This window comes from Methylobacterium sp. EM32 (assembly GCF_040593685.1).
Lineage (GTDB): Bacteria > Pseudomonadota > Alphaproteobacteria > Rhizobiales > Beijerinckiaceae > Methylobacterium.
In genome coordinates this window covers 21,862-35,000 of record NZ_JBEXZS010000176.1, presented here as the reverse complement: position 1 = coordinate 35,000, position 13,139 = coordinate 21,862, and the positions used below count along the sequence as shown (strand labels likewise).

At 70.7% G+C, this 13,139-nt stretch carries 14 protein-coding genes; 8 read left to right on the top strand and 6 right to left on the bottom strand.

All coding sequences use genetic code 11. The annotated features are described in order from the left end of the window. Positions 1-54 precede the first annotated feature (54 nt). From ABZT49_RS23180 to ABZT49_RS23160, 5 genes are all read right to left on the bottom strand, one after another. Positions 55-1,305 carry an ABC transporter substrate-binding protein gene (locus ABZT49_RS23180; protein ID WP_355289362.1) on the bottom strand — a complete coding sequence of 417 codons (1,251 nt, stop codon included), beginning with the start codon at positions 1,303-1,305 and terminating at the stop codon, positions 55-57. Positions 1,306-1,373: 68 nt separating this feature from the next. Next, positions 1,374-2,171, bottom strand: a complete 798-nt coding sequence (locus tag ABZT49_RS23175; protein WP_355289360.1) for an enoyl-CoA hydratase-related protein — start codon at positions 2,169-2,171, stop codon at positions 1,374-1,376. A 42-nt stretch (positions 2,172-2,213) separates the two neighbouring features. Further along, positions 2,214-3,341, bottom strand: a complete 1,128-nt coding sequence (locus ABZT49_RS23170) for an acyl-CoA dehydrogenase family protein (protein WP_355289358.1) — start codon at positions 3,339-3,341, stop codon at positions 2,214-2,216. Continuing rightward, positions 3,338-4,528 carry an acyl-CoA dehydrogenase family protein gene (locus ABZT49_RS23165; protein WP_355289356.1) on the bottom strand — a complete coding sequence of 397 codons (1,191 nt, stop codon included), beginning with the start codon at positions 4,526-4,528 and terminating at the stop codon, positions 3,338-3,340. The genes ABZT49_RS23170 and ABZT49_RS23165 overlap by 4 nt, the downstream gene beginning before the upstream one ends. A gap of 184 nt (positions 4,529-4,712) precedes the next feature. Further along, a complete protein-coding gene (locus tag ABZT49_RS23160) occupies positions 4,713-5,621 on the bottom strand; it encodes a LysR substrate-binding domain-containing protein (protein WP_355289354.1) in 909 nt (302 codons plus the stop codon). 110 nt (positions 5,622-5,731) lie between these two features. Between ABZT49_RS23160 and ABZT49_RS23155 the strand changes: the two genes are divergently transcribed. Together ABZT49_RS23155 and ABZT49_RS23150 are read left to right on the top strand one after the other, a co-directional pair. After that, the gene (locus ABZT49_RS23155) at positions 5,732-6,286 is read left to right on the top strand and encodes a carboxymuconolactone decarboxylase family protein (protein WP_355289352.1); all 555 of its coding nucleotides are present in this window, start codon (positions 5,732-5,734) and stop codon (positions 6,284-6,286) included. Then, the gene (locus tag ABZT49_RS23150; protein WP_355289351.1) at positions 6,273-6,908 is read left to right on the top strand and encodes an alpha/beta hydrolase; all 636 of its coding nucleotides are present in this window, start codon (positions 6,273-6,275) and stop codon (positions 6,906-6,908) included. Before ABZT49_RS23155 ends, ABZT49_RS23150 begins: the two co-directional genes overlap by 14 nt. 13 nt (positions 6,909-6,921) lie before the next feature. Here the strand turns inward: ABZT49_RS23150 and ABZT49_RS23145 are convergent, their stop codons facing one another. Then, the gene (locus ABZT49_RS23145; protein ID WP_355289349.1) at positions 6,922-7,884 is read right to left on the bottom strand and encodes a LysR family transcriptional regulator; all 963 of its coding nucleotides are present in this window, start codon (positions 7,882-7,884) and stop codon (positions 6,922-6,924) included. Between the two features lie 133 nt (positions 7,885-8,017). Here ABZT49_RS23145 and ABZT49_RS23140 point away from each other — a divergent pair, with 133 nt between their 5' ends. The 6 genes from ABZT49_RS23140 (at position 8,018) to ABZT49_RS23115 (ending at position 13,065) form a co-directional block, all read left to right on the top strand. After that, a complete protein-coding gene (locus tag ABZT49_RS23140; protein ID WP_355289347.1) occupies positions 8,018-8,677 on the top strand; it encodes an isochorismatase family protein in 660 nt (219 codons plus the stop codon). Positions 8,678-8,810: 133 nt separating this feature from the next. Further along, positions 8,811-9,803 (top strand): ABC transporter substrate-binding protein, encoded by a 993-nt coding sequence (locus tag ABZT49_RS23135; RefSeq protein ID WP_355289345.1) that lies wholly within the window; start codon positions 8,811-8,813, stop codon positions 9,801-9,803. After that, positions 9,803-10,588, top strand: coding sequence for an ABC transporter permease subunit (locus tag ABZT49_RS23130; RefSeq protein ID WP_355289344.1), 786 nt, complete (start codon positions 9,803-9,805; stop codon positions 10,586-10,588). Before ABZT49_RS23135 ends, ABZT49_RS23130 begins: the two co-directional genes overlap by 1 nt. Beyond that, positions 10,588-11,442 (top strand): ABC transporter ATP-binding protein, encoded by an 855-nt coding sequence (locus tag ABZT49_RS23125; RefSeq protein WP_355289342.1) that lies wholly within the window; start codon positions 10,588-10,590, stop codon positions 11,440-11,442. The genes ABZT49_RS23130 and ABZT49_RS23125 overlap by 1 nt, the downstream gene beginning before the upstream one ends. A 1-nt stretch (position 11,443) precedes the next feature. Further along, complete coding sequence (locus ABZT49_RS23120; RefSeq protein ID WP_355289341.1) at positions 11,444-12,244, top strand: ABC transporter permease; 801 nt, start codon at positions 11,444-11,446, stop codon at positions 12,242-12,244. A 176-nt stretch (positions 12,245-12,420) separates the two neighbouring features. Then, positions 12,421-13,065 (top strand): polysaccharide deacetylase family protein, encoded by a 645-nt coding sequence (locus tag ABZT49_RS23115; RefSeq protein WP_355289340.1) that lies wholly within the window; start codon positions 12,421-12,423, stop codon positions 13,063-13,065. Positions 13,066-13,139 lie beyond the last annotated feature (74 nt).

The window sequence follows — 13,139 nt, the reverse complement described above, 5'->3', positions numbered from 1 at the left end:
CGTCGGAGAGGGGAGGGGCCGCACGCGGCCCGATTCGCGGCGTGGTTCGGCGGGTCAGGAGGCCGTGCGGAGCGTCATCTTCTGCCCGGGCGTGGCGGGCTCGATCACGGGGGCGCCCGGGATCTGGACATAGTCCGAGACCTTGAAACCGATATCGGTGCCCGGGGCGGGCTCGATCTGGATGACTTCGAGGTTCTTGATCGCCTGGTTGTCCTCGGCCCGGATCGTGCGCGGCCCGGTCACCGTGTCCCAGGTCAGGCCCTTGAGCGCCGCGATCACCGCCTTCGTGTCGGTGGAGCCGGCCTTGGCGATCGCGGCCGCGTAGGCCGAGACGGCGGCCTGGGCCTCGCCGGCCCAGCCCATCGGCATCCTGTTGCCGGTCTTCGCGACGTAGGCCTGGTAGAAGTCCTGCGAGAGCTGCGACTTGTTGTTGGCGTAGTACCAGTGGCTGCCGGTCCAGTGCTTGGGCACCTGATCCTTCAGGGCATTCGCGACGATGAACTCGTTGGCGGCATCCATGAGGATGCGGTCGCGGAACAGGCCGTAGGGGCGCGCCTGCTGGAAGAACGTCGCGGCGTCGCCGCCATAGGTGGCGTTCACGACGCCCTTTGCCGGCGACTTCATCATCTGGGTGATGAAGTTGCGGTAGTCGCCGCTGCCGTAGGGCACGAGGACGGGCGGGACGATCGTCGGCGTCTTGCCGGTGAGGGCCGGGTAGAATTCCAGCAGGCCGTCGACGAACACGGCCCAGACGGTCCGGCCGTATTCGTGGTCCGGGATGATGCCGGTCCAGCTCGTGACCTCGGGATGCTTCTCGGCCATGAAGCGGGCCTGCGCCCGCATGCGGTAGGTGCCGTCCCCGACGCGGAAGACGTTCGGGGTGTAGTTCTCGTGGTTGAGCTTCTCGGTGCCCGCGCCGCAGGTCAGGTTGATGCCGTTCTCCTGCTGCATCAGCGGGCCGTAGGCGAGCGCCACCGTCGAGGAGATCGTTCCGAGCTGGAGGTTGTAGCCGAGGCCGAGCAGCTCGCGGGCGACCGTGGTGGCGGCCGCCGGGTTCGCCTTCTCGTCGCGGAACTCGAGCTGGAGCGGCCGGCCCTTCACGCCGCCGGCCTTGTTGATCATCTCCGCCGCGACCTCGGCCCCGGACTTGACGAAGGAGCCGATGAATTCTTGCGGCCCGGAGAGCGGCGTGACGACGCCGATCCTGATCGGCTCGTTGGTCTGCCCGACCGCGATGCGCGGGTTGGCCGAGAGCGCGAGCGCGGAACCGGCGCCGCCGGCGAGCAAGGCGCGACGTGAGATCATGGTTTCCCCCCGGATCATCTTCGTTCGTCTTGAGATCCCGGGCCGGCCGCCCGGGGTATCGGTCGGCGTCAGCGCCCGGTGAAGACGGGCTTGCGCTTCTCCCGGAAGGCGTTCACCGCCTCCTGGTGGTCGGCGGTCAGGTTCGTGGCGCATTCCCAGGCGACGCCGGCGTCGAAATGCGAGTGGAAGAGGGCCTTGAGGGGCAGGTTCGCCGTCACCTTCGTCCACTTGATCGCCTTGAGCGGGCCCGAGGCGAGCCGCTCGGCGAGGCCGTAGACCTTGGCGTCGAGCTCGCCCTCGGCCGCGACGTCGGTCACGAGGCCGATCCGCTCGGCCTCCCGGGCGGTCATCAGGTCGCCGGTGAACAGGTAGTGCTTGGCCTTTGCGTAGCCGACGAGCTGGGGCCAGATCAGCGCGCCGCCGTCGCCGGCGACGAGCCCGACCGAGACGTGCGGATCGCCGATCTTCGCCGTCTCCGCCATGATGACGACGTCGCACAGGAGGGCGAGGGAGGCGCCCAGGCCCGTGGCGTGGCCGTTGACGCGGGCGATGACCGGCTTGTCGAGGTCGAGCTGGCCGAACACGATCTCCTTGGCCTCGCGCGCCGTCTCCTCGAAATCGGCGGGACGGTCGATCGAGCTCTGCATCCAGTCGATGTCGCCGCCGGCGCAGAACGCCCGGCCCGCCCCGGTCAGCACGATCACGTCGGCCTCGGGATCGCGGCGCGCATCGACGAAGATGCGCGACAGCTCGGTGTGGAGCCTGGCATTGACGGCGTTCAGCTGCTCGGGGCGGTTCAGCGTCAGCGTGAGGATGCGGCCGCGCCGCTCCGCCGTGATGGTCTCGTAGCCGTCGTAGAGTCCCACGATCGTTCCTCCCGTTCTTTTCTTGCCGCTTTGTTCTCGTTGTCAGGGCGCTGCGGCGTTCTGGAACCGGCGCAGGTAGTAGTCGTCATCGCCGTAGAGGCTCTCCGCCACGACGAGCCGCCGGAACAGGTGGCTGACGCGCAGTTCCTCGGTGATGCCGATGCCGCCATGCATCTGCACCGCCTCCCGGCTGATCCGGCGGGCCGCACGCGCACCCACGACCTTGGCGGTCGCGACGCCCCGGCGATGCTCGGCGGGATCGCCCGGATCGGTCTCGGCTGCGAGGTCCACGACCGCGCGCGCTTCCTCGAGGGCGATCTGCATGTCGACGGCGCGGTGCTGCAACACCTGGAACTTGCTGATCGGCTGGCCGAATTGCCGGCGCGTCTTGAGGTAGGCGACGGTGTCGGCAACCAGGACCTCCATCGCGCCGACCGCTTCCGCCATCGTCAGCAGCGCGCCGCGCTCCAACGCCGCGTCGATCGCGGCCTCAGGGTCGGCGACCGGCAGGAGCGCGTCGGCGGGAAGCCGCGCGCCCTCGAAGCGCAGGTCGGCCAGGGCGCGCCCGTCGAGGGAGCGGAACGGCGTGATCGTCACGCCCGGGGCCTCCGGCTCGACGCGGAAGAGCGCGAGGCCGGTTTCGGTCCGGGCGCTCACCAGCAGCACGTCCGCCTGCGCCCCGCCCTCGACGGCGCTCTTCTCCCCGTCGAGCCGCCAGGACGCGCCGTCCCGCACCGTGCGGGTCGTCACGACGCCGCGGTCGAAGCCGCTCGCGGGTTCGGCGTGGGCCAGGACGACGATCCGCTCGCCGGCGAGAAGTCCATTCAGATCGCCGGTCGCGGCGGACCCGCCGGATCCGCGCTCCGCCGCCCGCGCGAGGAGCGGGGCCGCGACCCCCGCCACCGCGGTGACGGGCTCCGGCAGGTTCGCGGCCCCGACCGTACGCATCAGCGCCGCCAGGTCGCCGAGCCCGAGCCCCAGGCCCCCCCGCTCCTCCGGCACGGCGATGCCGAACCAGCCGAAGGACGCCATCTCCCGCCAGGCGTCGCGGTCGAAGCCGGATTCCGCGAGGGTCCTGCGGCGGCGCTCACACCCGTAGGCCCCGGCCAGCCAGCCCGTCGCGCCCTCGACGAGGGCCGCCCGCAGGTCGTCGTCGGCCGCCGCGCTCATAGGCCGAGCCCCTGCTTGGCGATGATGCCGCGCTGGATCTCGTTCGAGCCGCCGTAGATCGTGGCCGCGCGCAGATGCAGGAACTCGCCGGCAAGCCCAATCGCGCCGTCCGGGCCGATCTCGGCCCCGTTCCAGTCCGGGCGGAACGCCGCCGGATCGAACGGCAGGCCCCGGCGGGATGTCACCCGGATCATCAGCTCGGTCACGTCCTGCTCGATCTCGGTCCCGCGGATCTTCAGGAGGTTCGCCTCCACGCCGGTCGGGACGCTGCCCTCCGCCCGGCCGAGCAGGCGCAGGCACACCGCCTCCAGCGCCCGGATGTCGATCTCGGCCTCGGCGATCCGCCTCTGCAGGGAGGCGTCCTCGGCGAGGGAGCGCCCTCCCTCCAGGGTCTCCCCGGCGGCCCTTCGCAGGCGGCCGAGGAGATGACGGGCCTTTCCGGTCTCGGCCGAGATCAGCCGCTCCTGGACGAGCAGGAACTTGGCGTAGGTCCAGGCCTTGCCCTCCTCGCCGACGAGGTTCTCCGCCGGGACCCTGACGTCGTCGAAGAACACCTCGTTGACGTGGTGCTTGCCGTCCATCGTCGGGATCGCCCGGACCGTCACGCCCGGCGCCGTCATGTCGACGAGGAGGAAGGACACCCCGTCCTGGGGCCGGTCCCCGGCTTGCGTGCGCGCCAGGCAGAACATCCAGTCCGCCCAGTGGGCGTAGGTCGTCCAGGTCTTCTGGCCGTTGAGGATGTAGGCGTCGCCCTCGCGCACGGCGCGCGTCCTGAGACCCGCCAGGTCCGATCCCGCATTCGGCTCCGAGTAGCCTTGCGCCCAGAACTCGTCGGCGGACAGGATCGGGGGCAGGAAGCGCCGCTTCTGGGCCTCGTTGCCGAAGGTGTAGAGGACCGGCCCGACATAGGCGACGCCGAGCGGGATGAGCCACGGCGCGCCCTCCTCGGCCAGCGTCTGCTCGAACAGCCAGCGCTGCGCCGGGCCCCAGCCCTGGCCGCCCAATTCGGCGGGCCAGTGCCCGCCCATCCAGCCCCGGCCGTGTAGGATCTTCTGCCAGCGCGCGTGGTCCTCCCGCGTCAGCGACAGGTTGCGCTCGACCTTGCGACGGATGTCGGACGGCAGGGCGCCGCGGCAGAACGCCCGCACCTCCGCGCGAAACGCCCGCAATTCCGGGGGCAGCAGCATTTCCATCCCATAATTTTTGACTTGTCAGTCAGAAAATGCCGGGAGCTGCGCCATGTCAAGATCTTTCACGGGCGGGCGGACCGACGATCCGCCACCTCAGCCGCGGCGCGGCCGCCCCGTCGGCGCCGCTGGAGACACCAGGCCAAAGTCCTGGGCGGACGCGCGAAATCCGCACCGGCCCGGCTCAGTCGGCGAGCGCCGTGCAGTGGGCGGTTAGGGTCCGGCATTCGGCGCGGATCAGCGCGAGCAGGGCGTATGTCTCGGGCGACGGCGGACAGTCGCGGCGGAGCATGACGCCCCATGTCCGTATCAGGCCGGGATTGTCGAGCGGGATCGCCCGCAGGTTCGCCCCCGTCGGCAGGGCCTGTGCGGACAGGATCGCCCCGATCCGGTGACGGCCGACGAGGCCGAGGATCGGCCCGATCGTCGTCATCTCGGCCCGGATGTCGGGCGCCGCGTTGCTGTGACGGAAGCAATCGTCGATCAGCCGGCGGGTCGAGAAGTCCCTCGTGAACAGGGCCAGGGCCTGGTTGTGCAGCTCCGCCATGTGGACGAGCTTGCGCCTGGCGAATCGATGCTCGGAGCCCACGACGAGCATCAGGGCTTCTTGGAACACCGGCTCGAACGAGACGCGCGCCGGGTCCCTCGGCCGGTAGGCGATCCCGAGGTCGAGCGCGCCGGCGATGAGCCGCGCCTCGATCGCGTCGGCCGGCAGCTCCTCGACCGTCACCCTCACCCCGGGATGGTCGTCCAGGTAGCGCGCCAGGCAGGCGGGGAGCAGGTCGAGGGCGAAGGTCTGGCTGGCGCCGATCCGCAGGTGCCCCCGGAGGACCGTCGCCGGCGGGCTGATCGCCCGCAGCCCGCCATCCAGCTCGGCGAGGGCGCGCAGGACGCCGGGAAGGAGGCTCTGGCCCGCCTGCGTCAGGCGGACCCGGCGGCCCGCGCGCTCGAACAGCCGCTGCTGCACCTCGTCCTCGAGCTGTCGGATCTGATGCGAGAGCGTCGATTGCGTGACGTGCGTCCGGCGGGCCGCCCGGGTGAAGCTGAGCTCCTGGGCCAGGGCGACGAAATAGCGGAGATGGCGCAGCTCCATCGCGCGTCTCCATCGAGTGATGCCGTCGATGCATCGGATGCGGATAAATCACTATGTCACTCGTCAGAGCTTGGCTAGCCTGGGAGCCCGACGCACCGGAGGGACGCGACATGCCGCCCGATATCAGCCGTATCGCCTATGCCAGCCGGCAGAGCGTCGGACCCGACCACCAGGACCTGTTCGACCGGCTGGAAGCCCTGCGGGGCAACCCCGTCGAGAACGTCTTCCTGGCGATCGCCAACGCGCCGAACCTCTGCGACGGGGTCCTTGCCATGGCGATGTCCCTGCGCCAGAGCCGGCTGCTCGACCGCCAGTTGCGGGAGCTCGCGGTCCTCACCGTCGGGCTGGAAACCCGGTCCGACTACGAGGTGGCCCATCACTGGAACTCCGCCGTCAAGGCCGGGGTGAGCCACGCGAAGCTCGATGCGCTCGCCGACTTTGAGACGGCCGCGATCTTCTCCGACACCGAGCGCCTGGTGATGCGGTTCGCCCGGGCCGTGACGCGCTCCGGACGCGTCGACGACGCCCTCTGGGACGGCCTGTGCCTGGTGCTGGACGAGCCGCAGCGGCTGGAACTCGTCCTCACGGTCGCGTGGTACAATTGCGTGGTGCGGATCCTGCTGCCGCTGCAGATCGGCATCGAGGACTGGCATGAGCGGCTCTGAGCCCGACGGGTTCCACCACATCGTCCTGCCGGCCTCGGCGCCCGGCGCCCCGCCGCTGCTGCTCTTGCACGGCACCGGCGGGGACGAGACGGAGCTGCTTCCCTTCGCCCGGAGCCTGTCGCCCGGCAGCGCCGTCCTGGCCGTCCGTGGAAGCGTGAGCGAGAACGGCAAGCTCCGCTTCTTCCCGCGGCTCTCCGAGGGCGTCTTCGACGAGGACGCGGTCCGGCGGCACGCCGGGGCGCTGGCGCGGTTCGTCCTGGCGGCCTGCACCCGCCACGGTCTCGCGCCGCCGGTCGCCGTCGGCTATTCCAACGGCGCCAACGTCGCCGCCGCTATCCTGCAGCACCATGCCGGCGTGCTCGCGGGTGCGGTGCTGCTGCGCGCGGTCAATCCGCTCCGGACGGCCCCGCGCGCGCACCTCAGCCGGACCCGGATCCTGGTCCTCGCCGGCGAGGCCGACGAGATCGCACCCCCGGCCCTGGGCGAGGGGCTGGCGGCGACGCTGCGGAGCCAGGGTGGCGAGGTCGAGTTCCATCGTGTCGTCGGCGGCCACGGGCTGATCGCCGACGACCTCGCGGTCGCCCGACGCTGGCTCGGCGCCGGACATCCGGGACCCGGCTGACCGATCCCGCGGGTCAGGCGGTCAGCTGCTCCAGATCCAGCGCGATGTCCGCGGCATCCGCCCCGAGGGCGTCCCGGACCAGCCTGCTCACGAAGCTCAGGAACGCCTTCGTCTGCGGCCGCACGATCTGGTGGTGCGGGATGATCGCGTAGACGTTTCGGGCGCGCGGCACGTAGTCCGGCAGCACGCGGACGAGCCGGCCGCTCTCCAGGTCGTCGCGAACGTGGAACGAGTAGAGGTTCGCGATCCCGCCGCCGTTGATGCAGGCCTGGCGCAGAAGCTCGCCGCTGCTCGACAGGAGCGTGCTTGAGACCCGCACGCTCTCCTGGCGCTCGCCGCAGCGGAAATGCCAGGTCTCGGCGAGGTCCGAGAAGCGGCTCGACATGCAGTGGTGCCGGCCGAGATCGGCCGGCCGGCGCGGCGCGCCGTGGCGATCGATGTAGCCCGGCGCGGCGCAGAGCACGCGCGGGCAGGCGGCCAGCAGAAGGTGCCTCAGCTTCGTCGAGGGCTCGTCCTGCACGACGATCGCCGCGTCGATGCGCCCGCCGATGAGGTCGGGGGTGTCGCTCGTCACGATCACGTCGATCGACATCGCCGGATGCTGCCGCAGGAACCCGGGCAGGTTCGGCCCGAGGATCGAGGCGGCGAAGGAGGGCGGCACCGTGATCCGCAGGTTGCCGCCCAGCGCCTTCTCCGCCGCCATCGCCGCGGTGGCGCGGTCGAGCTGCGTGAGGATGCCGACGCATTGCTCGTAGAAGCGCGCGCCGGCCTCCGTCACGGTCATGCGCCGCGTGGTCCGATGGAACAGTGCGACGCCGACCGCACTCTCCAGAAGCTGGATTCCCTTCGTCACGGAGGACGGCGCGACGCGCAGCTGGCGCGCCGCGGCCGAGAAGTTCTGCGTCTCGACCACGGCCACGAAGCAGCGCAGCGACATGATGCTGGCGTCGTTGATGCTCCCCGCCCCGGACGCCATCGCGGCCTCGCATTCTCGACGATCTGGAAAAATTATTTTCTGATCATTGCCCGTAAACAGGGGACCGAAAGTGCGCAATGCTGGCCGCAAGGCAGCCGGCATCCAAGAACCGCTGCCGCGGGTGGGGAACGGGATGGCGAACGACATCGCGCGCGCAAGGGATCGCGGGTTCGGGACCCGCGTCGGCCTCGGGCGCAGCCCGGCGCTTCTCGTCGTGGATTTCACCAGGGCCTTCACGGCCCCGGATGCGAGACTCGGCATGGACATGACCCCGGCGATCACCGAGGCCAATCGCCTGCTCGCCGCGGCGGAGCGGGCCGGCATTCCAGTTATCCTGTCGACGATCGCCTACGACGACCCGGGCCGGGATTCCGGCGTCTGGCGCAGCAAGATCGCCGGGCTGGACGCCCTCGTGACCGGCAGCGAGGGCGTGGACCAGGATCCGCGGCTGCTGCGCGTCCCCGGCGACCGTATCCTCGTCAAGCGCTTCGCGAGCTGCTTCTTCGGGACGGGGCTCGCCGACGACCTCCGGGCGGGCGGCGTCGACACCCTGGTCATCGCCGGTTGCACGACCAGTGGCTGCGTCCGGGCGAGCGCCGTCGATGCCTGCTCGCACGGTTTCCGGACGATCGTGGCGCGCGAGGCGACCGCCGACCGGCTGCAAGACGCCCATGCCCAGAGCCTCGTCGACATCGACCTCAAGTACGGCGACGTGATGCCGGTCGACGCGATCGTCGCATACCTGCGCACGGTCGGTGCCGGGAGCGGCGCGCTCAACCCAGGCGCGCCCTGACCGCAGCACGATCGGGTCGCGCCCGGATGGTGCCCGCCCGTCGCCAACGGACCGGCATCCCCGTCGTCGGACAGCGATCGGGCGCGCCAGAGGGCCAGAATCGCCCGAGGACCAGGATCACCAGGAGGAGAGCATGAAGAGCCCCTTGTCGACGAAGCCGGGCGGGATGACGCGCCGGGCGGCGTTCGGCCTCGCGGCCGGCGCCGCGTCGCTCGCGCTCGGCGCGCCCTCCCTGCGCGCGGCCAGTCAGCGGATCCGCATCGGGCTCGCGACCAAGACGTGGTGGCCCTCCGTGGTGGCGGACGTCGCGGTGAAGCAGGGTCTGTTCGCCAAGGCCGGCCTCGACCCCGAGCTGACCGTCTATCGCAGCGGCGGCGAATCCTTCGAGGCGCAGGCGGCGGGCGCGGCCGACCTCATCACCGGCCTCGTCTCCCAGATCGCGACCGGCCGCACCCGCGGCGTCAACACGAAGATCCTCGCCCTCTCCGCCAGCGCCAACACGGGGTGGCGCCTGCTGGTCAAGACGGGCTCGCCGATCAAGGACGTCAAGGACATCGCGGGCCGCAAGGTCGGCATCACCACCGCCGGATCGCTGTCCGACGTCATGGCGCTGTGGACGCGGGCCCAGCACGGAATCGATTTCACGAGCGTGCCGCTCGGCGGCGGCGGCCTGGTGCCCAACCTGCTCTCGGGCAACGTCGATGCCGCGGTCGTCTACTCGCCGCTGAGCTTCCAGACGCTGCAGGCCAGGCAGACCGTGTCGCTGCTCGACTACGCGGCGGCGATGCCCTCCCACCTCGCGGTCAGCTGGTCGGCCCCGGACACGCTGATCGGCAAGCAGCCCGAGATGCTGCGCGCCGCGCTGGCGGCGCTCTACGGCGCGGTCGTCCACCTGCAGAAGAACCGCGACGAGGCGGTCAGGATTATCGCCGAGGCCAACAGCGTCTCCGAGGCAGTCGCCGCGCAGGAATTCGAGGAGACGTTCATGAAGCTCTCTACCGACGGCCGGTTCACCGTCGCCCAGGTCGAGGCGGCGTCCGACCTCGCGCGCCTCGGCGGCTTCAAGAACCTCGCGCCGCCGGACCAGATCTACACCACCGCCTTCACGCCCGTCGTCGCCGCGTGATGGCTTTGACGCGAGCCCGCCCGCCCGGCGCGCTGCGCCGGATCGGGGGCCTGCTGCCTTGGATCGGACTCGTCGGCCTCGTCGCGGCGGCCTGGCAGGCGAGCCTGTCCCTCGGCGTGATGACGCCGGACCTGCTGCCGCCGATCGGCGAGGTGCTGGCGACCGCTTTCGCCCTCATGGGGCGCCCCGCCTTCCTGGCGAGCGTCGGCGTCACCGTGGCCGAGGTGCTGGTGGCCTTCGTCATCGCGGTGCCGCTCGGCATCGGGCTCGGTTTCGCGATCGCGGAGAGCCGCTACTGGAGCGCGGTCCTGAAGCCGGTCATCTTCCTGGTCTTCTCGATCCCGAAGACCATCTTCCTGCCCATGTTCATCCTCGCCTTCGGGATCAACTTCGGGCAGAAGGTCGGCTTCGGCGTCTTCTCGACCATCTTCATCGTGCTGATCAGCAGCTTCACCGCCCTCGAATCGGTGAAGAGCGAGCACGTCCGCGTGGCGCGCGCCTATGCGGCGACGAGGTGGCAGATCGTCCGGCGGGTCTACATGCCGGCGATGATGCCGATCCTGCTGGAGGCGGTGCGCATCGCGATGATCTTCAACCTCACCGGCATCCTGCTGGCGGAGATGTACGCCTCGCGCGCCGGCCTCGGGCAGCTGATCGCCAGCTGGGGCGAGAACTACATGCTGAAGGAGCTGCTGGCCGGCATCCTGATCGTCGCGGCGGCGGCCATCCTCTTTAACGAGGCCGTGCGCTGGTTCGAGGCCCGCTGCGAGCACTGGAGGAGCTGATGACGACCACGGCCAGGAGCCCCGCTCCGCCGGCTTCCGCCCCGGGCCCCGCCGGGAAGGCGCCGCTGCGCGTCGTCGCCTCCGCGGCGGGCGCGGTCGGCGTCGCGGGCCTCGACCACACCTATACAGCGGCGGGGCGCGTCACGCAGGCCCTCGCGGGCATCGACCTCGCGATCAAGCCCGGGCGGTTCGTGGTCATCGTCGGGCCGAGCGGTTGTGGGAAGTCGTCGCTCCTGATGATGATGACGGGCCTGACCCGGCCGACGACGGGGACGATCCTGTGCGGCGGGCGGCCGATGACCGAGCCCGATCCGGACAGGGTCGGCGTCGTCTTCCAGGAGGCGAGCCTCTTTCCCTGGCTCACTGCGCAGGACAACGTGGAGTTCCCGCTCTCCTTGCGGCGGGTACCGAAGGCGGAGCGCGCAGCCCGGGCGCGCGAGAAGCTCGCGCTCGTCGGGCTGAGCGGCTTCGAGGACCGCTACCCGCACGAACTGTCGGGCGGCATGAAGCAGCGCGTCTCGATCGCCCGCGGACTGGTGCAGAATCCCTCGATCCTGATGCTGGACGAGCCCTTCGCCGCGCTCGACGAGCAGACCCGGATCACCATGGGCGACGAGCTTCTCCGCATCTGGGCGGAGACGGGCAAGACGGTGGTCTTCGTGACCCACTCGCTCACCGAGGCGGCCTACCTCGCCGACGAGATCGTGGTGATGTCGGCGCGGCCCGGCCGGATCATCGACCGGATCGAGGTGGCGCTGCCGCGTCCGCGGACCTACGAGATGATGGCGACGCCGCAATTCGCGGAGCTGCGCGAGCGCATCTGGAAGCAGATCCGCCACCAGGCGAGCGCGTGAGATGAGCCGCGCGACCTCCCCGGCCCCGCCCGGGCCGGCCCTCCCACCCTCGGCCGTGCGGCTCCTGCTCGGCGCCGGAATCCTGGTCCTGTGGGAAGCCCTGCCGCGCCTCGGGCTCGTCCCGGAGCTCTTCCTTCCGCCGCTGTCGCAAACGCTCGCGGCCATGGCCGGATCGGCAGGGGACTACGCCGCGCACCTGCTGCTCTCGCTGCGGGCGATCGGCATCGCCATGCTGGCCGCCTGCGGCCTGGGGATCGGGCTGGGATTGCTGGTCGGCTCCATCGCGCCGCTGCGGCGGACCGTCCAGCCCCTGGCCTCCGGGCTCTACGCCGTGCCGCTCGTGATCCTCTACCCGCTCTTCACCGCCTGGTTCGGGATCGGGCCGCAATCGAAGATCGTCTTCGCGAGCCTCTACGGCCTGCTTCCCTGCCTGCTCGGCACGATGGCCGGCATCCAGACCATCGACCGGCAATACCTCACCATCGCCCGCAGCATGCGGGCTTCGCGGCTGCAGACGATCACCCGGGTGCTGCTGCCCGCGGCCCTGCCGACCGTGCTGTCGTCGTTCCGCGTCGGCGGCGCGCTGGTCATTGTCGGGGTCGTCGTCGCCGAGATGCTGACCTCCTCGGAAGGCATCGGCTACCTCATCTCGCGGTACCGCACGCTGCTCGACAGCCCGCACGTGTTCGCCGGGATCCTGCTGGTCGTCCTGCTGGTGTTCCTGTTCGGCGCGCTCGTCGGCCAAATCGAGCACCGCACCGCGCATTGGCGCTTCGCGACGCGCTCCGGCGAGCCGGGCTGACGCAGCGTCCGGACGTCCCGCCACCGCCCCGCGCGGCGCAAGCCGGAGGCTCCGCGCGCCCGAGCGAAGCCGATCTCCGCACGGCGACGGCGATCCGGCAGGACCGCCCGCAGCCACCGCTGGGGACCCGCATGACACCGCCCCACGAGGGGGACGACATTCAGGAACATCGGTCGATGACTCAGATCACGCTCTCGTTCGACAACGGCCCCGATCCCGACGTGACGCCGCAGGTGCTGGAGATCCTGCGGCGCCACGGCATCCGGACGACCTTCTTCGTCCTGGGCGACAAGCTGCGCGAGCGCCGCTACCTGTGCGAGCGGGCGCATGACGAGGGTCATGCGATCGGCAACCACACCTACAATCACCTCGTGCCGCTCGGGATGAGCCGCGCCGCCGGCACCGCCACGTTCGAGATCGACCGCACGCAAGAGTTGATCGGGGACCTCTCGCACGAGCGCAGGTTCTTCCGGCCCTTCGGCGGCGGCGGCCTCCTCGACAAGCGGTTGTTGAACCCAGAGGCCGTCGACGTCCTGGTCCGCGGCGGCTTCACCTGCGTCCTGTGGAATGCGATTCCGGAGGACTGGGCGCAGCCGGACGGCTGGGTCGAGCGCGCGCTCGAGCAATGCTTCTCGCAGCCCGAGGCGCTGATCGTGCTGCACGACATCGCGACGGGAGCGATGAACCAGCTCGACCGCTTCCTCAACCTCGCCCGCGACCGCGGCGCACGCTTCACTCAGGACTTTCCCGCTTCCTGCGTCCCAATCGAGAGCGGCCGGATCCTCCGTCCGATCGACGCCTACCTGACCGGTGCGGCCTGAGCAGACTTGCGCGAGAGATGGTTGATCCCAGGGCTTGAGGGCGCATCCTTCACCGGCGAGTCGACGGATGCACC